General features: G+C 45.7%; 20 protein-coding genes. 5 read left to right on the forward strand and 15 right to left on the reverse strand.

What is annotated here, in order from left to right; genetic code table 11:
• The first annotated feature begins 174 nt into the window (after positions 1-174).
• Positions 175-399, forward strand: coding sequence for a DUF1128 domain-containing protein (locus V1L65_RS04950; RefSeq protein ID WP_331697967.1), 225 nt, complete (start codon positions 175-177; stop codon positions 397-399).
• 109 nt (positions 400-508) lie between these two features.
• On the opposite strand, the gene V1L65_RS04955 is transcribed toward V1L65_RS04950, so the two are convergent.
• The 4 genes from V1L65_RS04955 to V1L65_RS04970 all read right to left on the reverse strand — a co-directional run bounded on the left by V1L65_RS04955 (position 509) and on the right by V1L65_RS04970 (position 5,826).
• Positions 509-952, reverse strand: a complete 444-nt coding sequence (locus tag V1L65_RS04955) for a hypothetical protein (protein ID WP_331697968.1) — start codon at positions 950-952, stop codon at positions 509-511.
• A 1,095-nt stretch (positions 953-2,047) separates the two neighbouring features.
• The gene (locus V1L65_RS04960) at positions 2,048-3,613 is read right to left on the reverse strand and encodes a UDP-glucose--hexose-1-phosphate uridylyltransferase (RefSeq protein ID WP_331697969.1); all 1,566 of its coding nucleotides are present in this window, start codon (positions 3,611-3,613) and stop codon (positions 2,048-2,050) included.
• Positions 3,614-3,636: 23 nt separating this feature from the next.
• Entirely contained in the window at positions 3,637-4,623 is a 987-nt protein-coding gene (gene galE, locus V1L65_RS04965) for a UDP-glucose 4-epimerase GalE (protein WP_331697970.1), read from the reverse strand.
• 30 nt (positions 4,624-4,653) lie between these two features.
• Positions 4,654-5,826 (reverse strand): galactokinase, encoded by a 1,173-nt coding sequence (locus tag V1L65_RS04970; RefSeq protein ID WP_331698084.1) that lies wholly within the window; start codon positions 5,824-5,826, stop codon positions 4,654-4,656.
• A 195-nt stretch (positions 5,827-6,021) separates the two neighbouring features.
• Here V1L65_RS04970 and V1L65_RS04975 point away from each other — a divergent pair, with 195 nt between their 5' ends.
• The 4 genes from V1L65_RS04975 to V1L65_RS04990 all read left to right on the forward strand — a co-directional run bounded on the left by V1L65_RS04975 (position 6,022) and on the right by V1L65_RS04990 (position 10,424).
• The gene (locus V1L65_RS04975) at positions 6,022-6,903 is read left to right on the forward strand and encodes an AraC family transcriptional regulator (protein WP_331697971.1); all 882 of its coding nucleotides are present in this window, start codon (positions 6,022-6,024) and stop codon (positions 6,901-6,903) included.
• Between the two features lie 48 nt (positions 6,904-6,951).
• Positions 6,952-8,163 (forward strand): NAD(P)/FAD-dependent oxidoreductase, encoded by a 1,212-nt coding sequence (locus V1L65_RS04980; RefSeq protein WP_331697972.1) that lies wholly within the window; start codon positions 6,952-6,954, stop codon positions 8,161-8,163.
• Between the two features lie 107 nt (positions 8,164-8,270).
• On the forward strand, positions 8,271-9,455 hold the full coding sequence (locus tag V1L65_RS04985) for a CorA family divalent cation transporter (protein ID WP_331697973.1): 1,185 nt from the start codon (positions 8,271-8,273) through the stop codon (positions 9,453-9,455).
• Positions 9,456-9,587: 132 nt separating this feature from the next.
• On the forward strand, positions 9,588-10,424 hold the full coding sequence (locus tag V1L65_RS04990; RefSeq protein ID WP_331697974.1) for a lipase family protein: 837 nt from the start codon (positions 9,588-9,590) through the stop codon (positions 10,422-10,424).
• A 10-nt stretch (positions 10,425-10,434) separates the two neighbouring features.
• Here V1L65_RS04990 and trhA read toward each other — a convergent pair whose 3' ends face one another.
• The 11 genes from trhA to V1L65_RS05045 form a co-directional block, all read right to left on the reverse strand.
• Positions 10,435-11,079 carry a PAQR family membrane homeostasis protein TrhA gene (gene trhA / locus V1L65_RS04995; protein ID WP_331697975.1) on the reverse strand — a complete coding sequence of 215 codons (645 nt, stop codon included), beginning with the start codon at positions 11,077-11,079 and terminating at the stop codon, positions 10,435-10,437.
• A 65-nt stretch (positions 11,080-11,144) separates the two neighbouring features.
• Positions 11,145-11,843: a hypothetical protein gene (locus V1L65_RS05000; RefSeq protein ID WP_331697976.1), complete on the reverse strand. Its 699-nt coding sequence runs from the start codon at positions 11,841-11,843 to the stop codon at positions 11,145-11,147.
• Between the two features lie 158 nt (positions 11,844-12,001).
• On the reverse strand, positions 12,002-12,208 hold the full coding sequence (locus tag V1L65_RS05005; protein ID WP_331697977.1) for a hypothetical protein: 207 nt from the start codon (positions 12,206-12,208) through the stop codon (positions 12,002-12,004).
• An 89-nt stretch (positions 12,209-12,297) separates the two neighbouring features.
• Entirely contained in the window at positions 12,298-12,690 is a 393-nt protein-coding gene (locus V1L65_RS05010) for a LapA family protein (protein ID WP_331697979.1), read from the reverse strand.
• Positions 12,691-12,891: 201 nt separating this feature from the next.
• Positions 12,892-13,455 carry a hypothetical protein gene (locus V1L65_RS05015; RefSeq protein ID WP_331697980.1) on the reverse strand — a complete coding sequence of 188 codons (564 nt, stop codon included), beginning with the start codon at positions 13,453-13,455 and terminating at the stop codon, positions 12,892-12,894.
• Positions 13,456-13,844: 389 nt separating this feature from the next.
• Positions 13,845-15,797, reverse strand: coding sequence for an ATP-binding protein (locus V1L65_RS05020; protein ID WP_331697981.1), 1,953 nt, complete (start codon positions 15,795-15,797; stop codon positions 13,845-13,847).
• Positions 15,798-16,076: 279 nt separating this feature from the next.
• Positions 16,077-17,537: an ABC transporter substrate-binding protein gene (locus V1L65_RS05025; RefSeq protein ID WP_331698085.1), complete on the reverse strand. Its 1,461-nt coding sequence runs from the start codon at positions 17,535-17,537 to the stop codon at positions 16,077-16,079.
• 151 nt (positions 17,538-17,688) lie between these two features.
• The gene (locus V1L65_RS05030; protein ID WP_331697982.1) at positions 17,689-18,294 is read right to left on the reverse strand and encodes a response regulator transcription factor; all 606 of its coding nucleotides are present in this window, start codon (positions 18,292-18,294) and stop codon (positions 17,689-17,691) included.
• Positions 18,291-19,427, reverse strand: coding sequence for a sensor histidine kinase (locus tag V1L65_RS05035; RefSeq protein ID WP_331697983.1), 1,137 nt, complete (start codon positions 19,425-19,427; stop codon positions 18,291-18,293). The genes V1L65_RS05030 and V1L65_RS05035 overlap by 4 nt, the downstream gene beginning before the upstream one ends.
• Before the next feature lie 163 nt (positions 19,428-19,590).
• On the reverse strand, positions 19,591-20,637 hold the full coding sequence (locus tag V1L65_RS05040; RefSeq protein WP_331697984.1) for a fatty acid desaturase: 1,047 nt from the start codon (positions 20,635-20,637) through the stop codon (positions 19,591-19,593).
• Between the two features lie 166 nt (positions 20,638-20,803).
• Positions 20,804-22,072 (reverse strand): aminopeptidase, encoded by a 1,269-nt coding sequence (locus V1L65_RS05045; protein ID WP_331697985.1) that lies wholly within the window; start codon positions 22,070-22,072, stop codon positions 20,804-20,806.
• Positions 22,073-22,510 lie beyond the last annotated feature (438 nt).

The raw sequence follows: 22,510 nt of genomic DNA on the forward strand, positions 1-22,510 counted from the left end.
GAAACAAATTCATAATACCACTATATTTGCTAAACCCTTTAGAAGTTAAAATTGTTACACAAAGGCGAACGCTGCCGCTTCTCCCGTTCCAACCTCGCTCTTCCCAGGCATTTATGAGCATGGTCTATACAAAACATGGTACAATAATGGTCAAACACGATTGGAGGATTCGGAATGAATAATTTGCAAAACTACTCTTTGGAAAATGTAGAGTTTATGATCGACGCGATTAAAACGAAGCTGCGCATGGCTACTGCTGCGGCTATGCAGGCTTCCAGCTTTGACAGTGATAAATATGAGGACATAAAGGACTTGTATGATATTGTTTCGTCCAAGGACAGCTTCAGTATCAGCGAGGTAGAAGCGCTTGTATCTGAGCTGGGCAAGCTGCGCAAATAGATTGACGATTTGACCCCGGTCAACAAAAACACCCCTATGCGCACTGGACAAATTATTGCAATTACGTCCAGCCTGCGTATATAGGGGTGTGCTTTACTTGATCATTGGTTTAGCTTGACTCGCTCGTATTCGATTCCGTATCTGCTGCTTCAATATGAAGACGAATCGTAATCGCTTTATTTTCTCCACGCAAAAAATGGGCTGCCCGCTCCAGCTTCTCCGCCAGCTCAACACCGCTCAGTGTTGTATTCAACTGATAGGAAAAATGATCCTCACGCGTCTTGACGCTTTTCTCCTCACGAATTTGCCTGTCTTCTCTATATGCATATCCTTGCGGCTCATGAATAGGAATAAGCTTATCGGATTTGTTCACTACTCTTTCGTATATGCGAAGCTTTTTCAGCAGCATGTAGTATTGTGCAGAGTGCTTGAAATTCCACGCTTCCCGAATATCCTTCAAAGTATGGGTCAGCTTCCATCCTCTTAATTTTTCTACCTGCTCATCGGTATCCAGCTTTAAAAATTGTTCTAGCGGCATCATTTGCTCTGACATGGCAAAGCCCCCTCATTGAAAATAATCATTATTTGAATCACGCTGCATTCTGCGTATCAATGCTGTTATCTGCGGCTCATCGATAGACGGCTTCACTGTCCTTAGGACAGGGCGCGTTTACCGATGAATTATAAGAACAGTTTATAGAAAAAACTTATAAATTCTTATAATTTCAAATAAAAGCGCTTACTCTTTATTCTTTAGAAAATACCATAATAGTTAGTAGATTACAATAAGTAGAAAAAAAATCTCCCGCTTCTTACATTTTCGGAAGCTAACGAATCTAGAAAGACTGTCAATTCAATGGGATATGGCAACAAGAAATGGTAAGCAAATGCTGCTACAAAGATTAAGTTTGAGCAGAGATCCGCTGTTGGGCATATGTCTGCTGTTGGGTATATGGCCGCTGTTGGGCATAGGTCTGCTGTTGGTCGCACGTTCCGCTATTCGCCTTAAAACCGCGATTTTTTCAATTTCGCAGTCACACATTCCGCTATTCGGGGTTATAATAGGCTTTTTCTATGATTTATGGACCAATAACGGAACCACTGTCACTTTGCCGCCTCTAAACTGCGATTTTGGGTGCAATAACGGAACGACTGACCAGCTAGAGAGAATACTGCTTTAATGGGGATATCGCCGCACCTTGCCGCTACGATCATGTTTAGCCCTGCGCTTGTGCTCAGCCCACCCGCTGAATAACAAAATCACCTATCGGTGACCTAACTTGCCTTCATCGTGTGTAAAGAACAAACGATCATAGCTATCTATTTAGCCGCCTATCTTCTCTTTGCAATGCGGTCATCCATGACCGTTAGAAGCAAAAAGCAGTCTTTTTGTTGCATGTGCGGACACTTATGTCCGTTAGAAGCAAAAAGCAGTCTTTTTGTTGCTTATGCGGACACTTATGTCCGTTAGAAGAAAATTCAGTCTAATTCTCTAGCTTTTTTCCCGCTAACGGACATTTCTGTCCGCTAGACAGTAGAAGTTGGAGAAAAATGAGCGCTAACGGTCGTCAGTGTCCGCATCATTAGGATCTAAACGACAAAAATAACCTTTGCGCAGCCAAAAGATTAGCGCACAAAGGTTATTTTATTAGGCATCCTGCATGCCGATGCGGTATAAGAAGCTTCTGAAGGAGCGTTGGCCTTCGCTCGTTCGCTTAAACACGCCTGCGTCCTTCAAGACTTCCAGAAACTTGTCGCCTGTTTCTGAAAGCAGCAGCTGCTTTGCAGCAGGTGCCGTGTGAGAAGCGCCATGCTTGCTTCTAAGCTCCTCCAGCCACACAGCATGATGCTCCAGCGGGCTTCCCTTCAGAATGCCTGCAGCGGGCGCCTGATCCGTTAAATAAACAGACAGTTCTTCTAGCTCCTGCTTTAACCGGCCCGGCAATACAGCCAAGCCCATCACTTCAATCAAGCCTATATTTTCTTTTTTAATATGATGATGCTGCCTATGCGGATGGAAAATACCGTCCGGATGCTCTTCACTAGTCCGGTTGTTTCGAAGCACAAGGTCAATTTCAAACTTCCGATCCGCAGTCAATCTCGCAATTGGCGTAATCGTATTATGCGGCGTGCCGTCGCTGCTGCAGGCCAGCACATCTGCTTCAGCATCGCTGTACTGGCGCCACTGATCCAGAATATAGCAGGCTGCACGATGAACGTCTGCCTTGGACGCGCCTCTTATGCGCAATACAGACATCGGCCAGCTCACAATGCCGCAGCTCACATCAGCAAACTGCGGATGGGTAAAGCCCGCCTCCTCAGCTGCTTTCTCCATCGGAAATTGATGCCTGCCCGCCTGGAAGTGATCGTGACTAAGAATCGATCCGCCCACTATAGGCAAGTCAGCATTTGAGCCTATGAAATAATGCGGGAAGCTTTCTACAAAATCGAGCAGTCTGGCGAAGGAGGAATGGGTAATCGCCATCGGCTCATGCTTCGCTTTAAAGACTATACTATGTTCATTGTAATAAACATAAGGCGAGTATTGAAAAAACCAGTCTTCATTTTGCAACTGCAGCGGAATAATGCGCAGATTTTGCCTTGCCGGATGATCCAGTCTGCCGGCATAGCCGACATTATCGGCGCATAGCGGACATTTTGGATAATGAGACTGCTGCATAGTGCGCAGCAAGGCAATCTCTTTCGGGTCTTTTTCCGGCTTCGATAAATTAATCGTTATCTCCAGCTTGCCGTAATCGGTTGGATGAAGCCAAAGCTCGTTTTTGGCGATACGATCCATACGAATATAGTTGCTGTTAATATTTAGTTGATAAAAGCGATCTGTTGCGGCTTGTATTCCCTCGCTTGCTGCCGCAGCTTCAAATGCAGCGGCGACTTGAGAAGGCTTTTGCAGCAGCAGGCCCATAATTTTGGCATCCAGCAAATCTCTATAATTAATTGTATTCTCAGGAATTAAGCCAATAGAATAGCCGTATGAAATAAGCGGATCAACAATCGTTTGCACCTGCTCGGGAGCAGGCGGGGCCTGCACATCCGCCGGCTCTGCGAACTCGAACAGATCCAGCAGGCGGTTGCGTGTATCGCTTACGTCAAGCGGGTCCAAATTGAGCTTTTGCCGTGCGTATTGTACTAACTGTTCTATGAACAGCTTCGCCTCCGCTTCTGATGCGACAGTTTCACTTATGATCGTCATGCGAAGCAGCTCCTTCTCTATTATTATTCTGCATACCCATTAGGGCGGGCTTCATGCCATTTCCAGGCGCTCTCGATAATATCTTCAAGCTTATCGCGGCTCGGCTTCCAGCCAAGCTCAGTGCGCGCACGCTCAGAGGAAGCTACCAGTACAGCAGGATCGCCTGCCCGGCGCGCTTCAAATACAGCTGGAATCTCCTTGCCGGTTACTTTGCGTGCTGTATCAATAACCTCTTTAACGGAAAAGCCCTGACCATTGCCCAGATTGTATACTGCGCTATCAGCACCTGAACGCAAGCGGTCTACAGCGAGCACATGCGCATCCGCCAAATCACTGACATGAATATAATCTCGAATACAAGTTCCGTCCGCAGTAGCGTAGTCTGTACCGAATACAGACACATGCGGCCGTTTGCCCAGCGCTGCTTCAAGCACGATTGGAACCAAATGCGTTTCAGGGCGGTGATCCTCGCCAATTTTGCCGCTATCATGCGCGCCAGCTGCATTGAAATAACGAAGCGAAATCGATTTAACGCCATGAGCAACATCGAACCAATTCATCATTTTTTCCATTGCCAGCTTTGTTTCTCCATATGCATTCGTTGGGACGGTACGATCATATTCGTCAATAGGTACGCGGTCAGGCTCACCATAAGTTGCAGCGGTGGAGGAAAATACGATACGGCTCACGCCGTATTCATTCATTTTTTCAAGCAGGCAAAGCGTGCCGTAGACGTTGTTGTGATAATATTTGCCTGGCACCTTCATGCTTTCCCCTACGAGCGAATTCGCAGCAAAATGAATAACCGCATCAATTTTATTTTCCTGAAATATTTGGTCCAGCACAGCAGCATCGCGCAAATCGCCAACATACAGCTTCCCCGCTATAACCGCTTCTTTATGTCCTTGCTGCAAATTGTCCAAAATTACGATATCCTCGCCGCGCTCGTGAAGTGCCGCTACAGTATGAGAACCGATATATCCTGCTCCGCCTGTTACTAAAACTGCCATTACGGTCAACCCCTTTCATCCGTCTCTATTTTATTGCAACCGTTCTACTCCATTACCTATATTGCAAACATAGAAATCTGCAACCAGCCCGGTTGCTGCTGTATAACGCTCGCCTACATGCTGCTTGAACTGCTCAACCTGGTCCTCGTGTACAAGCGAAACCGTGCAGCCGCCAAAGCCTGCTCCAGTCATGCGCGAGCCAAGCACGCCTTCCACTTGTCTAGCAGCATCAACCATCGCATCCAGCTCCGCTCCAGTTACTTCATATAAATCCCGAAGCGAATCATGCGAGGCATTCATCAACTCGCCAAACTTGTGCAAATCATTGCTGCGCAGCGCTTCATTAGATTGCAGCACCCGGGCGATTTCCTCCACGACATGCTCTGCGCGGCTGCGCACGATGTCATCCTGGATCAAATGCTTCGCCTCATGGAACTGCTCCGCCGTAAGCTGGCCGAGCAAGGTAAGCTCCGGGTAAGCGGCGCGCAGCTCAGCAACCGCCTGCTCACACTGGCTGCGGCGCTCATTGTATTTGGAATCAACGAGCCCGCGGCGCTTGTTCGTATTGCCAATCACGAGCTTATAGCTGCCTGATTGAAAAGGGACAAGCTCGTATTCGAGCGTGTCGCACATTAGCAGAATCGCATGATCCTTCTTGCCATTGGCGACTGCAAACTGGTCCATAATACCGCATTTTACGCCATTGAATTCATTTTCAGATTTCTGCGACAGCAGAGCGATATCTACAGTGTTCGTCTCCTGTCCCTCCATAGACAGCAAGGCAAATGCGGTTACGACCTCAATCGAGGCCGAAGAAGACAAGCCCGAGCCATTCGGGATTTCGCCATGATACAGCAGGTCATAACCGGAGCTGAACACTACGCCGCGCTGATGCAGCTCATTCACGATTCCTTTCGGATAGTTCATCCAGTCATCGGCTTCATCATAAGAAACCTGTTCAATCGATATATGCTTGCCTGCTGGAAAATTAGTCGAAGCAAGACCTAGTTGGTTATCTTCCCGCTTGCGAATAAGCAGTGTTGTGCCAAATGTCAGTGCCGCCGGAAATACATATCCGCCGTTATAATCCGTATGCTCGCCAATCAAGTTGACGCGACCGGGCGCATGGAACACTGCGACTTCTGCTTGTGAAGCTCCATATCTGGATTCAAATTGCTCTATCAGCTCTTGAATATTTGCCATTGTGATCATCACATTCCTTTATCTCATTATTTTAAACGGCACTCTTTGTTCTAGCCTTAGTATAATTCAAGCGGATGCAGAACGTAATGGCTTGAAATGCCCCTCATATGGATTTATGTGACTGTTTTAGCACTGGAATAGCGTGGTATGATAAAGAAAGGGCATTTTTATTCAACAAAAGGCAGGTGTTCGTGTATGCAATATACTTATACAGTTGCTTCTCAATCCGAGTCTGCGTCTGCACAAAGCCAGCCCCTGCAGGTGCTGTTTTCCGGCGAAAGCCAGACGAAGCCTGCGCATCGCCTCGGGCCTAAGCTATATGATTTCTATTTGATGCATATTGTGCTTTCCGGTAAAGGAACCTTCACCCTTTATGACAAAATCTTTGAGCTGCAAGCAGGACATACCTTCCTCATACAGCCTGAACAAATTATAACCTACGAAGCTAATACTGATGAGCCGTGGCGCTATAGATGGGTCGCATTCAAGGGAGAGTATGCCAAGCCGCTGCTGCAGCTGGCCGGTTTCAGCGAACTGCGTCCAGTGCAAATGCTTGCGGACAAGCGCAAGGCTGCAATCCTTTTCAGGCAGCTTTATGCTGCTCTTCGTCAAGGCGACTCCGCCTCTGCATTACGAACGAGCGGATTGCTGCAGCTTCTATTAAGTGTATACGCAAGCGCTAATGAAGCAAGCCAGCAAATGAGTGTTGCAGCGCGCTCGTCTGGAGAGCAGCATTTGCAAGAGCAAATTGTTCATTACTTATCTACCCAATATACTGAGCCGGTTTCTATTGAACATATGGCAGAGGCGCTTGGTTATAATCGGGCCTACTTATCCCGAGTTTTCAAAAAACAAACCGGCCTTACGCCCGTTTCCTTTCTTCTCAAAATGCGTCTGGACAAAGCCAAGCTGCTGCTTCGTGAACGGCTCGATCTTACCGTTGAGCAAATCTCTGCTTCTGTCGGTCTACAGGACGCATTATATTTTTCCAAGCAATTTCGTAAAAGATTTGGCAAATCCCCCACCTCGTATCGCAAAGCAATCATTAGTCACAACGAGCTGCAGAGTGTCGATTAATATTACTTGGCACTCTCACTGGACATAATAGCTTCAGGAGGGACTCTCATGAAACAGCTATATGTAGGTAATATGTTTTGGCCCAGCCTTTATACGGCCGGCAAAAGCTTCGCCAGCCTGCAGCATAATGACGCTGCCGATGCTGTTATTATTGGAGGCGGCATGTCGGGCATGATTTGTGCAGCCCTGCTGGCACAAAGCGGCGTGTCTGCTATTGTGCTTGAACAGGATGAAATAGCTTCCGGCAGCTCTTCAGCCAATACCGGCTTGCTGCAATACTGCAATGATATTATGCTGACAGAGCTTTCCCATAATATAGGCAAGGACAATGCGGAGCTGTTTTATCGTGCTTGCAGGCAAGCTATTGATGATATCGGACAGATTGCCGAAAAACTATATAAACAGGCTGGCTTTCAAAGAAGAAGCAGCTTATACATTGCTTCTACAGAGCAGGACGTGCCTAAGCTCAAGCAGGAATGCAGCGCCCTGCAAGCCGCAGGTTTGCAGGCAAAGCTATGGACTGCCGATCAAATAAGCGAGCAATACCCATTTCGCAGGCCGGCAGCTATTGTAACAGAAGGAGATGCCGAAATAGATCCCTATCTGTTTGTTACTTCATTATCGGAGTATGCTGCCGATAAAGGCGTAAAAATATACGAACATACAGAAATGACTGGCTATGAGAAGCTTTCAGATGGCAGCCTTCGCATTAACACATCCAGCGGCTGGCATATTGATGCCAAGCATCTTATATATGCTGTCGGCTATGAGCCGGAGCAGCTGCGCAGCAAGCTCATTAAGGCCAATCTCAACCGCACCTTTGTCATCGTAACCGATGTGCAAAGCAATTTGGAGCAATGGCATGAACGGCAATTAATATGGGAAACCGCCAGACCATACTTCTATATGCGCACTACTGAGCAAGGGCATATTATTGCAGGCGGACTTGACGAGGCTGCTGGCCGCACGCTGGACAACAAGCAATCCAGATTAAAGAAAAACAGCCAGCTGCTGCAAAAAATACAATCCTTTTTTCCTGAGTTCGACGCGCCCGTCAAGTATGAATGGAATGCGATTTTTGGCGAATCAAGAGACGGCCTTCCTTTCATCGGCTCCGATCCGCTGCAGCCTAATATATTTTACAGCCTCGGCTATGGAGGCAATGGAACTGTTTACAGTATGCTTGCAGCGGGGCTTATTCGCGATCTTATACAGGGTAAAGCCAATCCTTTAGCGCAAATTGTCGCTTTGCATCGATAAATAATAACAGGCTTCATCCTAAAGGACTGGTTGTGCATCAAAGCTGTTCAAGGTATGATGAATAGTAGCAAATACTAGGAAATATCGGAATAGCAGGAGGAAAGCCAATGATTCATCGGATGCTTCATTATCCAGCGGGCTGGGAATGGCAAATATTGCAGCAACCAAGAGTGCAGCCCTCGGCTTCAACCGAGCAGATAGATACCGACAGCGAGCAAAGTGAAATCACTAACATATATGATGCCAAGCGCAAGCTGCCCAAATGCGCTGCATGGCTGGATCAATGCGAGGAAAGCAGCTACAGCCAATTTCGTGTCCAGGAGCATAGCGAGCTTGGCCCCGTATTATATGGGACATTAATGGTTCAATTATCCGATGACCGCCATGATATACAGCCATTCCATTATTGGATGAGCAAGCATGAGCTTATTACACTGCATAAGGATATGAGACTGCCGCTTCGCTTGCAATCGATAGCGCATACTTCCAAATACGAGCTGTGCAGCAATGCGCCGGAAGCCTTTATGATCATGCTCGGCTCGTTAATAGACGTCATCCACACCGGACTTGAGCAGTTCAGCAAGCAGCTCGCCGAGCTGGAAGCAAGCATCCGATTCCGCCAGCCTGTTCATCAATTGGAAGCGATAATAGAACGCAGATATGACCTCGTTCATTGGAGCCAGCTTTTCGTACCGGCAAGAGAGCTTTTTGGAGCTGCCAAAGAAACATTCATTCATGAGCTCGCGCAGGCCGACAGCTTCAAGCGTACGGAGCATAAGCTGGAGCGTATGGAAACGCTGCTGAACCACTATTCCTCAGAAATTGATACGCTTATTTCCATGGATGAAGCCATGTCCAGCTTCCACGGCAATGATATGCTCAAATCGCTGCTTACTGCAGCTATTCTGCTCATTCCAGCAGGGATTGCAACGATTTTGTGGGGCTTTATATCCGCCAAAATGAATGGACAGGAGCAAGTATGGTGGATAGCCGTCCTGATTGCCTTTGTCATTGTGCTTACAACGGTGTTATACATACGGCTCGGACATCGCAAGGGGTCATCTAAGTCCGAGGACAAAAGACGTCTCCAGCTGCGCTCCGCCCCTTCCTTGGCGGCAGAGAAGGGCGATGAAGTATTAAGCAGAGCCCATCACCGCAAAAAAAATGATAAGCTGCGCAACGGACGCAAAAGTTACGCTGAACCGCTCCATAAGCAGCGCGCTTCACTAAACAATACACTAAACCATGGAGAGGCAACGCCTCTGCGCAGCAAAAAAAAGGGCAAGCCTTAACCGGCAGGCCCTTTTTTTTGCGTTAACGCGCCTTCTCTCGTGAAGAAACGCTTCTATATACAGGTCATTATTTCTTCCGGTACTCATACAATAATGCTATAGTTTTCATCACGAGAAGCGGAGGGGTATTCAATGCAGCCAACCGATGAAATACGCGGCAGCAGCAATCCGGCAGGACCTGACTGGCAAAATGCTATATTCCTGGCCGCCTTATGCGGGCAGACCTATATGCAATACGAGAATAAAACGGATGGCTTATTTCTAGTCCCCAAATCCTATACGCTTGTCGGCTCATTTACAGCCCGTTCCTACGATAATCGCTATGAGCCGTTCGGCTTTGTAATCACTTCTGATCAAGCTACAATTATAGCCTTCCGCGGCACCAGCTCTGCGGTGGACTGGGTATCTGACTTTATCGCACAGCAAACGTTATATCGTCCCGTAAAAAATGCCGGTCAAACCCATAAAGGGTTTACCGACATCTATATGTCTGCTCGCGATCAAGTAATTGAGCTGCTGCTGCAAACGCCGCCAGATCGCCCTTTATTTATTACCGGGCACAGTCTGGGCGGTGCGCTGGCTACTCTTGCCGCACTTGATATTGCTAAAAACACTTATTTTTTCGAGCCCTTCGTCTATACGTTCGGCGCACCCCGAGTAGGCGATCCGGAATTTGTAAAGTTTTATAATTATACGATAGCCAGCCACTGGCGCTTCCAAAATGAGTTCGACATTGTTCCTCATCTGCCTCCGCTAGTATACCAATCGCCTAAAACGAAAAAAAATTATTTTTACCTGCACGTAAAAGGCGAAGTCATGCGCTCTTTCCGCATGGGCTCTGTATCGGGCAATCATATACTAAGCAGCTACTTTAATGATCTGGCCAAAGATAATGAAGAGCTGACTCAAGCGATCTGCTCCGAGCCTCCCGGCTGGTGTCCGCTTGACCTTCCGGGCGATGAGCTTTAATTTTTAATGGCTATCGAGGCAGCACATAAAACAGAATGGCAAAGAAATGAACGATAGAGCCTCCTAAAACAAACATATGCCAAACAGCATGATGATAAGGAAAGCTTCTCCACATATAAAATACCGTGCCTGCAGTATACAGCACGCCACCGGTAATTAGCAGACTAAGCCCGCCAGGCGCCAAATGCTCAGTCAGCGGCTTCCAGGCAAATACAATGATCCAGCCCATTGCAATATAAATAATAGTCGAGGTAAACAAATACTTGGAGGCAAAAAATGATTTAAAGACGACGCCGGCTATTGCCACACCCCACACAATGCCAAAGAGCGTCCAGCCTAAAGCGCCTTTCACGATATGAAACAAGATTGGCGTATAGGTTCCTGCAATAAAAATATAGATAAACGAATGGTCAAGAGCCTCAAATACACGCTTGGCCTTTCCTGCCGGGAAACTATGTACAAGCGTAGAAGCTGTATACAGCAGCAGCATTGAGGTGCCATAAATAGAAAAACTGACAATATGCCAGGCGGTTCCTTTCCAAGCAGCAAAAACAATAAGCAATACTAACGCTGCAATGCTAAGCAGCGCGCCTATGCCATGCGTGATGGCATTAGCCATTTCCTCCCGCCATGAAAAGCTGTGAGTATTCGCCACTGCAATCTCCTCCCCCCATGCCTGCATTGTTTAAAACAACATCATTATCTTATAAGTCTACAGAATCAAAGCCAGCCTTTCAACCATTCATGTACACGTCCCATTATTTTATCCAGATTGCAAACCGAGTTCTGATCGATAAAGGGATGTTCATGCCTGAAATAATCCGCATGTCCGCCCATTGTCGGCACGCCTTCTACATGCCCCGGCGAATACTTTCTCGCATTCCATCTTATGATATGATTTGCCGCTTTGTTCCAGCCGCCCCAGCTGCCAAGCCTGCATATAGGATCAATTCCTTTGCCCGACTGATCAACCGCATGGAAATAACTGACCTTCTGCTGCAGCTTTGGCAGGATTGGAATGCGCGGCGAGCCGATTTGCACGATGCGAAAATCGGTTTGCTCGCGCTCCACCTCCAGCATTCGCGCTGCTTGGTAGGCAGCTGCCCCCCCGCCGCTATGCCCAATCAGCAGCATTCTTCTTCCTTCCGGCAAAGAAGATTTTATTTTTGAAAAAGCATATTTGCCGCCAATACGCCTGGCAAGCCGACCATTGGATAAATCACTGCGCACCTCTATTAATTGATGAACAAGATTGCGGCTCATATCACCATAAGGCAGCAGAACCTCAATGGTTGCTTCTACTCCATCTCCGCTCAGCCTGTCGCTCAGCTTATCCATGCATTCTGTAAAAATGCTAGTTGACGTTTTTACGCCGGCTAGCAAATAGACATGAAGCTTATTGTTTTCTTTTGCTGTCATGCTGCGCCCTCCATGATCTATTCTGTTCCAACATATACATTCATTATGTGGGAACAAGCGTCAATTCATGCGTCAAAATAGGCTGTAAATTTCGTCCATCCGCTCAAGGATATTTAAAAAAAGAAACGCCCTGCTGCAACGAGCCGGCGCTTCTAGCATTATACTCCCATTTTTTTACGTTGATTATTAACCTTCTTCGTATTCTGGCTCTTCAGTTCCTTTGTTCCGGTTGACATATGCTTCTGTCCCGGAATACCTGATTTCCCTTGTTTCTTCTGCGCCAGCAGCTGCTTGGCACGCTCCGCCTGAGAAAGCGCCTTTGAAGACTGCTGCTCTGCGCCAGCTTCGTTCAATTGCTCAGACATGAAAATCACCTCATTTCAGCTTTCCATATAGTTGTTATTTTACTACAGAATCGGTCGAGCTAAAAGAGGTATATTGGCTATAAGCTGAGCTATTTGGCTGGTTCTTGATTTGGCAAGCTGCCATTGTCAGCATCTGATTCAATAACCTCTTCGTCGTCTAACGCGCTATGTCTGTCGTCTGCTTGCTCCTCATCGAGCTCTGCAGGCTTCGAATACGAATCCGCATCCGCAGGAGTGTTTATACCAGCAAGCTGCTTCTCCAGCTGCTTCACTTTGCGCTGCAATTTCAATTCACGCAGCAAGCCGAACGAGCCTACTGTCAATCCGCCAAGCAGCGTTGATGCCAAAATAACAAGTATAAGAGGCGTAGTCGTTTTGGCAAATAAAAAATTCACTTGCACAGCTTCAACATTAATAACTGCAAATATGGCAATTAACAATGCAAAAGCAAATGCGGCTATAAGCATGCCTTGTCCCTTCATGAGCAATCCCTCCAGCAATAGATTCTCATAATTGGCGCAAATAGTCTAGTGATAATTGATCAAGCTCTCCCGTTCTCCATATGGCAATCTGCCTGCTGCCTGCGCGAATCGCTGTCGAAATCCATAGCTTATCTGCATCCGCATATAAAAATACTCCGTTGCAATAATTGGCAACGAAGCATTTTGAACCGGTTTGTTTGATTATGCTGTTTGAAAAGATTTATTGGCAGATTTGATATCGTTGCAAGCAGCATAGGAATGCAGCTTGCCTTGATAAACCAGCTCCAGGCGCGGTGTATTCTGCAGATCGCCGGGTTTTACGAGCAGCGGTGATTTATCAACTAGATTAATGCCGCTGCGTTCAAATACAGTAGCTACAAATTGCGAACAAAAATAGGAATGTTCCCGTTTCATTTCAAAATTAAACAAAACTCCTAGCATGCCTATCAAATTATATTTATACCGCTCCTGGTGCTGAATAAAGTGCATAACTTGACTTCGTATATTATTATATTCGGTTTCACTTAAGCGACAACGATACAATGCGCACATCGAATCTTCAAAAAATTCACCTCGTACGTCTTCCTTTACAAAGCCTGCAAAAAAAGGATTGCTAGGGTTTTTACGTCCAAAGCTGTACACTTCATTCAGATCAATGTCAAATGAAATGGAGGCATGGTTAAGAGGGTCGCGCGTAAAGCTTCTTATAATCTTAGTCAGAACTGTACCCGTATCTGTTAAAAGTACATAAATATCAGTGCTCATGCTCACTACCTCCACATTAAACAAGGATAAACGGCTTCCGCCGTCCTTTGGACGAGCGCGTTTACCGACATAAATATAAGAACAGGAAGGAATCAATTTTAATTTTAAAATGCAAAATATGAAATTGATTCGTGTGCAAAACTTATAAATTCTTATATTTGAACAAACTTGTACGTATTAACTATAAGGCAGGAGAAACAAATTCTTAACCTGCTAAGGTAATAACGCTCACTAGACTTTAGTCTAGCTGCTTTTCGTCTATCAATTGTTTTCAGTCAAGTTAGCACGAATCATAATCCATTTTACTGGATTTCTATTTTTAACTCAATATTAATTCATATGCTTGACCACATAATTTATTCGGTAATATTAGTTAGCTCTTGAAGCTTCTAATTGATGCTGGCCGCATCCTCATAGGCAATCGGCAGAATAATTTTAACCTTTGTGCCCTGTCCGATTTGGCTGTAGAAAAGCATTTCCCCCTGCATCGCTTGAATAATTCGGAACGTTACGCTTAGCCCAATGCCCGTCCCTTTCGTTTTTTGGGAGTAAAAGGGCTCGCCGAGCCGCTTCAAATCTGCCTCCTTCATTCCTTCACCGTTATCTTCTATAATAATCATTATTTTATTTTTTTCTATCCGTTTATAAGCCTGAATCGTAATCAAGCCTTCGGCCTTAATCGCCTCAATGCTATTTTTAATAATATTTATAAGCGCTTGTTTAAAATCGGATGATGAGCCGCGCACATAAAGCTCCGGCTCCAATCTCATCTCAATTTGATGACCGTGAACGACCGCAAGCGGAAAAATAATCGCTTTTATTTGATCCAGCTCATCGTTCAGCTTCAATATTGTATTTTTTTCATATTGCGGCTTTGCAAAATTTAAAAAATCAGTAATAATTTCAGTTGCGCGGTCCAGTTCGCTAATAGCAAGCTTTACATAACCGACTTCCTTGGTCGTTAAAGAATTGCTCGAAAGCAGCTGCAGGAAGCCCCTTGTCACTTGAATCGGATTGCGGATTTCATGTGCGACCGAAGCGGCGATTTGATTTATCATTTCCAGCTTTTCCGAACGCTGAAGCTCATTGTTCAACGATTCGAGCTGCTCAGAGTACAACAGCAGCTGCTCATATTTTCTAAGAAAAAATCGAATATGCAGCAGGATGAACGTTGCCAGCAGAGCCAGCAAGCCCCACTTCCACAAGTATAGGCTGTAATCTCCTTCCCGCCCCAAAAAGCGCAGCTGATCCACAGCAATGCAAATGCCGAACAGAGCAAAGCCTGCAATAAAAATTAGCGCCTCTTTATTTTTTTCATTCAGCGCATGTATGAGAAAAACAATTAAAAACAAAATGCTCGCAAGCGCAGAGAGCCCAAGCAATATAATACTGATTTGCCGGTACATGCCTAGAATTTCAGCGTTAAAAAAGCTGCTGAATAGCCAGATGCAACCAATTAATGCGATTGCAAGCTGTACTTTTTTGGTTCTGGCTATCAACTGGTGCTGCCCTTTCCCAAATAAGCTCTCCAATAAGTAAAAAAGAAACAGAGGTAACAGCAAGGCGGATACTTCCGCCAAATAATAGGCTGCGATGCCTGCACCCGGATATACAAAATAAACATAGTTAGAAGACGTAATGATCAGCGTGCCGCTGAGCAGCAAAATGGAGCCCAGCCAGTAGAAGCAGCGCAGCTTCGATCTTACTATTATAAATGAACCTAGCAATATAAGCAGACCTATTATTACACAAGTCGCGCCTGATACAATGTCCATAATGCCATGCCTCGTGTACATATGTTCAAGATTATCGATATTGTCAATCCTTGGACTGCTGTGCAAGCCGATGCGGCTTGCTTCTGTCTCCAGCAAAATAAATACATTTTTATTGCTGTCCTCACTCGTAAGAGGCAGCAGCACCGGGTTATTGATATAGGGATAATTACGCTCAGACTGGATCATAATTTGGTTATCCAGAACAAGCAGCATATTTTGACCGTACAATTTGTCTATGTATAATGCCGGGCGTTCATAGTCTAGATGCTGCGGCAATTGAAACTTGATCCAGGCAACGCTGCTTTGCTTCAGCCGCTTGGGGCGTTTTTCCTCTGTATCGGATTGCAAGTAGCCATTTTCCAAGCCAGCAAGAAGCTGCTCTATGTTAACAGTTTTTATAAAACTTTTATTCGAGTAAAATAAACGAGTTTGCCATTGCTCAATTATTGTGGGCTGTTGCTCGGCAGCCTGTATAAGCTGAGCCGAAGCAGTTCCTGAAATAAGCGAAGTGATTACGGTTAGTATAACTATTGCCATTACCTGTACAATGGCCTTCTTATTTCTCATCGGCCCACCTCAACCTGTCTAGTTGACATACGATAATTTCTTTTATTTCAATCTATTGCCATCATTTCCTCTCTATTATTAGATGATCATTCCTATAAAATCAATAGAAATACAGTTATTCCTTTATAAAAAAGCGGATTACACGCCATTTTGAAAAATTACAATCATCTCTACAGGCAATATTGCAGCATCAGCATTAAAAAGAGGCATCCTATCGTCATTCATCCATGACATAAGGGATGCCCCGTTCCATTCTGGAGTTTTCGGTTACAGATTTACTTATTCACTTACAGCTTGTTCTACTATTACGCCGCCGCCACTCGCATTGCCGTATTTCTCTTCGATCATTTTTTGAATTTCCTCATCTGACATCGGCTCCTGAAGCAGCAGCTCCTCGCCTTTTGTCTGCAGGATGCCTAGCGCTTCGTCAATCGTCTTCTTATCCTCTTTAATCGCTTGGAACTCCTCCTCCATCAGCGAATTAAAGGAGAAGCCGAACTGCCGAGGAAGCTTGTCCATACCTTCATACATATTCCGTGACGCCGGACGAAGCTTATAGAATGCTTCAAAGTTGCGTCCCGCTTCGTCTTTAATATATTTGGTGCGGACCGGGAAACCGCCGTTAAAGCCTGTTTTGGCCTTTACTCGCGCATAATCCTCACTTGCGATATACGAGATAAACTTCCAGGCAAGCTCTTTGTTCGTGGATTGTGCCGATATTGCAAATATGTTACTGTACCAGGTGGAAGAGCTTTGATCTGGATTTTGCACGCTGACCGGCATCGTGACTAGATCCCAATCCTCAACTGTTTTTCCTTCTTCGTTGAAATATTCCTTGGCCCGCTTTATTTCGTCCATGAAGTAACTGGCGTCAACCGTCATCGCCAAGCGGTTTGAAATAAACGGGTTGCGCATCAAATAATCCTCATAGGTTTGCGATCCCGAAAAATTATTGTTCTCAACATATAACGCTTTGGAATTGACAGCATCAAGCGCAGTCTCTACAACTGTTTTCCAGCCTGGCGTATTGATCGTCATCGTCTTCTCAGCAGCATTCACATAGTTCAAGCCCTCTGATTCTGCAAGCATACTGACAACCTGGCTAAACTGATCGCTCCAGCCCATCTTGAGGCCGTATATACGGTCTTGATCGCTGCCGTCGGTAGGAAAACGCTTGGCCAGCGATATAACCTCAGACCACGTCATTTGATCTGTCGGATAATCGACATTATATTTGTCAAAAAGAGATTTGTTATAGTACAGCACCTGGCTGCTGAACGTCGTTGGGAAGCCGTACGTTTTGCCGCCGCCAAGCTCCTTCATATGCTCTACGATGCCAGGTATCATGCCCTCAGTATCGAACTTTTCCTGTGCCATAAAAGCTTCCAAATCATGAAGCTTGCCTTCTGAGGCCATTTTCTCATATTGTGATGTATCCACCATAATAAGATCCGGCTTTTCAGCTTCTAGAAATTCTTGATATGCTTTCTCATAATCAAACTCAGGATCATCACCCCGATTGCGGTAAAGGTTTTGTGTCGTAACAACTTGAATATCAATCTTTTCGTTCAAAGCGGCGAACAGCATGCCGAAGTCCTGAAAGAAGCTGCCCTCATCATAATATACAACCTTCAACGAACCTTCTACCGGTTTCGGCGCTGATCCCCCGCCTAAGCTGCATCCCGCAAGCATCGTTGCGAGCAGTCCTCCTGCAACCAGCTTTTTAAACCAACTTTTCACTTGCAACTCTTCTCCCCCTATCCTCTTTTTCATCCAATATGTACCATATATTATACGACAAGACTAGCCATAAGGTTGCAATTTTAAAAAAATAGACTGCAGCGCATTCCATTATTTGTTAATGAATGCGTGCAGTCATCCTCTTTTATACCTATTTGAACCAGCCCTTTTCCTTGAATCTCGTGATCGCCTCAATCCTGTTGCTGACGCCAAGCTTATCCAATATGACAGATATATAGTTGCGTACCGTTCCTGTCGTTATAAACAGCTCACTGGCAATTTCCTTCGTATTTTTCCCGTCTGCAACAAGGCCCAGCACCTCTTTCTCCCGCTCTGTCAACGGATTCGAATTGCTGGGACCATAGGCCTCATCAATAAGCTCATTGGCATAAATGCGTTTGCCTGCCATAACGCTGCGAATCGAACTAGCCAGCTCCTCGCTGGGGCTGTCCTTCAGCAAATAGCCGCTGACGCCCGCCTTGAGCGCTCGTTCAAAATAACCTGCTCTGGCAAAGGTAGTAAGGATAATGACCTTGCATTCGGTATCCTTTAGCTCCTCCGCCGCCTCCAGCCCGCTTTTAACAGGCATTTCAATATCCATAATACAGATGTCAGGCTTGTGCTGCTCTACCAGCTGCAGCGCATCAGCTCCGTTGCTGGCACGTCCTACTACGCACATATCGTCCTCCAGATCAAGCAGCGATGAAAGTGCGCCCAGCAGCATGCGCTGATCCTCCGCTATTACAATTGTAATCATTCGCTCAGCTCCTTCATCGGTTGTCTCACTGCATTGGGAACAGACATTTTAAGCGTAATGCCGTCGTTTGATACTATTTCCAGGTTGCCGTTTACGAATTCAAGCCTTTCCCGCATCCCTCTTAATCCATTGCCCGGTCTTCCGCTTTTGTTAGCGGGAAAGCCTACGCCATCATCCTCTATCGTCATGACAAACTCCATCGGCGTCGTTTGGAAGCTGATTTTGCAAAGCGTCGCGTTGCTGTGCTTTACAATATTTGTAACAGCTTCCTTCAAGCACATGCTCAGCACATTTTCGGTAAGCAAAGTCGTCGATACCTGCAGCGGATCACCTTCAATCTCCAGCTTGATATCGGCCGCATGCAAGATTTGCTGAATGCGAAACATCTCATCCTCGAGCCGCGTTCCGCGCATTTGCGTCACTAGCTCCCGCACTTCCTTCAGCGCAGTTCTCGCTGTTTGCTGGACATCCAATATTTCCGTCTTGGCCCGCTCAGGCTCCCTCGCTACCAGCCTTGCCGCAAGATCACTCTTCAGCCCTATAAGCGAAAGCTTTTGGCCAAGCGTATCGTGAAGATCACGCGCAATCCGCTGCCGCTCATCCAGCTTGACCAGCTCGGCAATCCGCTTGTTGGCGTCCTCCAGCTGACCCTCCAGCACATCCTGCTTTTTTTGGTTATACGTATTGAAAGGGAGAAGAATAACGACGATCAAACTGATTAATATAAAAGGGAATTGTGTGAAAAACAGCGTCTTCATCGTCACCAGACCATAATTGACTGCGATAAAGGTCGTAATCAGATGGATCGTATATAAGGTTATAAATCCAGCCCGATTTTGAACATTTCCAATAAAAAAGGCTAGAAAAATTGAAAAATACACGTAACTGAATAGTACAGTCATTGTGATCGAAATAATAATTTGCACACTTGTCCAAAAATAGACAAGCCATCCTTTTGACAAAAAGGACAGCCGGTAGCATACAAAAAACAAAACGATCATTACAATCCCGGAAGCTACGGCACCCGTGGATGAGGATTGAAATATAAAATAAAACGGCAATATACAGAACACTAGCCAGACATAGGGGCTTAGCACTGTACTTTTATGAAAAATTTGATACCACTTGTTCAATGAAAGCCTCCTTCTAATTTGCAGCTCTGTAAACTGCCGATAACATGCATTAGATATGGCTAACGAGTGCCAATATGTCGGCTCTCCATTCAGCTCATAATTCAGTTCTAGATTCAGTTCTAGATTCAATTCTAGATTCAGTTCTTGACTCAGCTCTCTATATTCAGCTCGCCTTCAGCGTTCCCTGCTTGGAAGTTTTAGTGGCCAGCTTTTTAGAGATACGATGCTTTACCATTTTGAAGCTGACAAACTTTCTGTTCTGCTCATCCCAAAGCTTGAAGCGAAGCGATTGCAGACTTTCTTTAATGGTAATCGTCGTCGCTTTATGCAGCGGCGGTGTTTCGTTATGAGCCTTCTCCAGCAAATAATTCGGAATTTTAGGGCTAAGATGGTGCACATGATGAAAGCCGATATTGCCCGACAGCCATTGCAGCAGCTTTGGCAGCTTGTAATAAGAGCTTCCTTCCACAGCAGCAAGCACATAGCTCCATTCCTCATCATGCTCGAAGTATGATTCTTCAAATTGATGCTGTACATAAAACAGCCATATGCCAAGCATGCCGGCCAAATACATGATCGGAAAGTGAACAAGCAGCAGTGCCTTCCAGCCGATAACAAGACCGAGCAGCGTGTAGAAGCTTACAATTAGCGCATTCATAACGTACGTGTTGATTTTTTCCTTGCGGCGGGCGCCTGAGCGATTAAAGCGGTATTGCAGCACAAAAACAAAGATAGGACCCAGCCCGAACATCACTAACGGATTACGATAGGCACGGTATGCAAATCTGCGCCATCTTGATGCAGCTGCGAACTCATCGATCGTCAATATCCAAAGATCGCCGACTCCCCGCTTATCCAAATTACTGCTTGTCGCATGATGAATGCCGTGAGCATTTTTCCATTGCATGTAAGGCACTAGCGTGAGCACTCCCGTCAGCATCCCAAAAAAATCATTCGCTTTGCGATTTTTGAAAAACGATCCGTGACAGCAATCATGAAAAATAATAAATGTGCGCACTAAGAAGAATGCCGCAGCAATACTAAAAGCAAAAGTAAGGAAATAGGAAACCGATAAACTGTAATAGGCAAGCAGCCAAAGGCCAACTAAAGGTAAAATCGTATTAACCAGCTGAATAACACTTGTTTTTACACTGGTTGCCTCGTATGGAGACATCGTTTTTTTCAATTGCGCTTGTTTTAGCTCAGACATGCTGTTCCTCCAATTCGGGGCCTTAAAATCAGGCACTTCTTACTACTTTAATTGTAAGAAGTTTGAAGGAAAGCGCATAGTCATACCTGTCAGTGTATAAGCATGACATTTGTCATATAAACAACAGTATGGCTGTCAATTCATTACAAATTGACAGCCATACTCATTAGATTGCCCAATTACCTTGTCGGAATATCGGTACAATTGTGCCGTCATGCGTAATCCCGTCAATATCCATGGCTGCCGAGCCGATCATAAAGTCATTGTGAGTAATGCTCGCATTCACGCCATGCGCCGCGAGCTCCTCTGGCGACATGGTTTTTCCGCCTTCAATATTAAAGGCATAGCCGCTTCCAATGGCAAGATGATTGGACGCATTTTCATCGAAAAGGGTATTGTAGAACAAAATATTGGACTCCGAAATAGGCGAATGATGCGGAACCAGCGCTACTTCGCCAAGGTAATGAGAGCCTTCATCGATCTCGACCAGCTTTTGCAAAAACTGTTGCCCTTCCTCTGCTTCATAGCCCACAATACGCCCTTTTTCAAACGTGATCTTAAAGCCGTCTATAATATTTCCGCCATAACTAAGCGGCTTCGTGCTGGATACAAAACCATTGACGCCGTCTTTGTAGGGAACCGTGAATACTTCTTCCGTTGGCATATTGGCCATGAAGGAAACATTCTTTTCATTCGTACTTCCTGCAGCGACCCACAGATGCTTCTCGTGCAGCTCCACGGTCAAGTCCGTGCCTGGCGCTTTGTAATGAAGCTTATGCAGCTTCAGCTGGTTCAGCTTTTCTGCCTTTTCATGAAGCGTTTCGTTATGCTTCACCCAAGCGGCTACCGGGTCCGCCTCATGAAGGCGCACAGCATCGAATATCGCTTGCCAAAGCTGCTGGATTGCCAGCTCGCTGTTCGCTTCGGGAAAAACCTTCTGCGCCCATTCCTTGCCTGCAGCGGCAACGACTGTCCAGCTCACCTTATCCGCTTGTATCGCTCTGCGGAACTGCTGCAACCCTTGGCCTGCCGATTTTTGATAGCTGGCAATGCGGTTTGGATCAATGCCCTTCAGGAGATCAGGACTGGAGGACACGATCGAAATAAAAACGGCTCCGCGCTCAACAAAATCGCCGCGCTTGGCTGTTTCCCAAGCTGGAAAGCTGGCAAACACCTCATCAGCCGCCTTTTCATATTTCAGACGCGATAATTCGTCATCGCTCCAATCCACGTGCACATTGCTTGCACCGGCAGCATATGCTTGCTTCGCAACTCGGCGCACAAGCCCCGCCGATTCAATAGTAGACGTAATAAACACATCTTGGCCAGACTGCACATTAACGCCTGTGCGTACGATTAACTCTGCATATTTGTCCAACTGCTGCTCTAAATTCATTTGCTGTCCCGATACGGTCATCATCATTCTCTCCTTCATGAAAAACGATATTGTTTATACCTGTATGCCTGCACACTACGCTTACAGACATACCTGTACACTTTACCTCAACAATGTGCCTGTACACTATGCACGTACGCCATGCCTATACACATACCTGTACACTTACCTCAACAATGTGTTTGTACACTATGCACTAATACTATGCCTATACATATACCTGTACACTTACCTCAACAATGTGCCTGTACACTATGCACGAATACTATGCCTATACATATACCTGTACACTTACCTCAACAATGTGTTTGTACACTACGCACGAATACTATGCCTTACACATACCTGTACACTTACCTCAACAATGTGTTTGTACACTATGCACGAATACTATGCCTATACATATACCTGTACACTATGCTTACTTATGGCAAGTGTAATCCGGCTGGCCAAGGATAAACAGCTTTGCTGTCCTTT

Origin of the sequence: Paenibacillus sp. IITD108, assembly GCF_036541265.1 — a bacterium.
Classification (GTDB): domain Bacteria; phylum Bacillota; class Bacilli; order Paenibacillales; family Paenibacillaceae; genus Pristimantibacillus.

Bases quoted from the DNA above. Each gene is read 5' to 3' on its own strand.
- galE (WP_331697970.1), bottom strand. From the start codon at position 4,623: ATGGCAGTTTTAGTAACAGGCGGAGCAGGATATATCGGTTCTCATACT.
- V1L65_RS04975 (WP_331697971.1), top strand. From the start codon at position 6,022: ATGCAATATACTTATACAGTTGCTTCTCAATCCGAGTCTGCGTCTGCA.
- V1L65_RS05045 (WP_331697985.1), bottom strand. From the start codon at position 22,072: ATGAAGGAGAGAATGATGATGACCGTATCGGGACAGCAAATGAATTTA.
- V1L65_RS05040 (WP_331697984.1), bottom strand. From the start codon at position 20,637: ATGTCTGAGCTAAAACAAGCGCAATTGAAAAAAACGATGTCTCCATAC.
- V1L65_RS04980 (WP_331697972.1), top strand. From the start codon at position 6,952: ATGAAACAGCTATATGTAGGTAATATGTTTTGGCCCAGCCTTTATACG.
- V1L65_RS04950 (WP_331697967.1), top strand. From the start codon at position 175: ATGAATAATTTGCAAAACTACTCTTTGGAAAATGTAGAGTTTATGATC.
- V1L65_RS04990 (WP_331697974.1), top strand. From the start codon at position 9,588: ATGCAGCCAACCGATGAAATACGCGGCAGCAGCAATCCGGCAGGACCT.
- V1L65_RS05010 (WP_331697979.1), bottom strand. From the start codon at position 12,690: ATGAAGGGACAAGGCATGCTTATAGCCGCATTTGCTTTTGCATTGTTA.
- V1L65_RS04955 (WP_331697968.1), bottom strand. From the start codon at position 952: ATGTCAGAGCAAATGATGCCGCTAGAACAATTTTTAAAGCTGGATACC.
- V1L65_RS05005 (WP_331697977.1), bottom strand. From the start codon at position 12,208: ATGTCTGAGCAATTGAACGAAGCTGGCGCAGAGCAGCAGTCTTCAAAG.
- V1L65_RS05020 (WP_331697981.1), bottom strand. From the start codon at position 15,797: ATGAGAAATAAGAAGGCCATTGTACAGGTAATGGCAATAGTTATACTA.
- V1L65_RS05030 (WP_331697982.1), bottom strand. From the start codon at position 18,294: ATGATTACAATTGTAATAGCGGAGGATCAGCGCATGCTGCTGGGCGCA.
- V1L65_RS04960 (WP_331697969.1), bottom strand. From the start codon at position 3,613: ATGACGATCATAAGTGAAACTGTCGCATCAGAAGCGGAGGCGAAGCTG.
- V1L65_RS04970 (WP_331698084.1), bottom strand. From the start codon at position 5,826: ATGGCAAATATTCAAGAGCTGATAGAGCAATTTGAATCCAGATATGGA.
- V1L65_RS05015 (WP_331697980.1), bottom strand. From the start codon at position 13,455: ATGAGCACTGATATTTATGTACTTTTAACAGATACGGGTACAGTTCTG.
- V1L65_RS04985 (WP_331697973.1), top strand. From the start codon at position 8,271: ATGATTCATCGGATGCTTCATTATCCAGCGGGCTGGGAATGGCAAATA.
- V1L65_RS05000 (WP_331697976.1), bottom strand. From the start codon at position 11,843: ATGACAGCAAAAGAAAACAATAAGCTTCATGTCTATTTGCTAGCCGGC.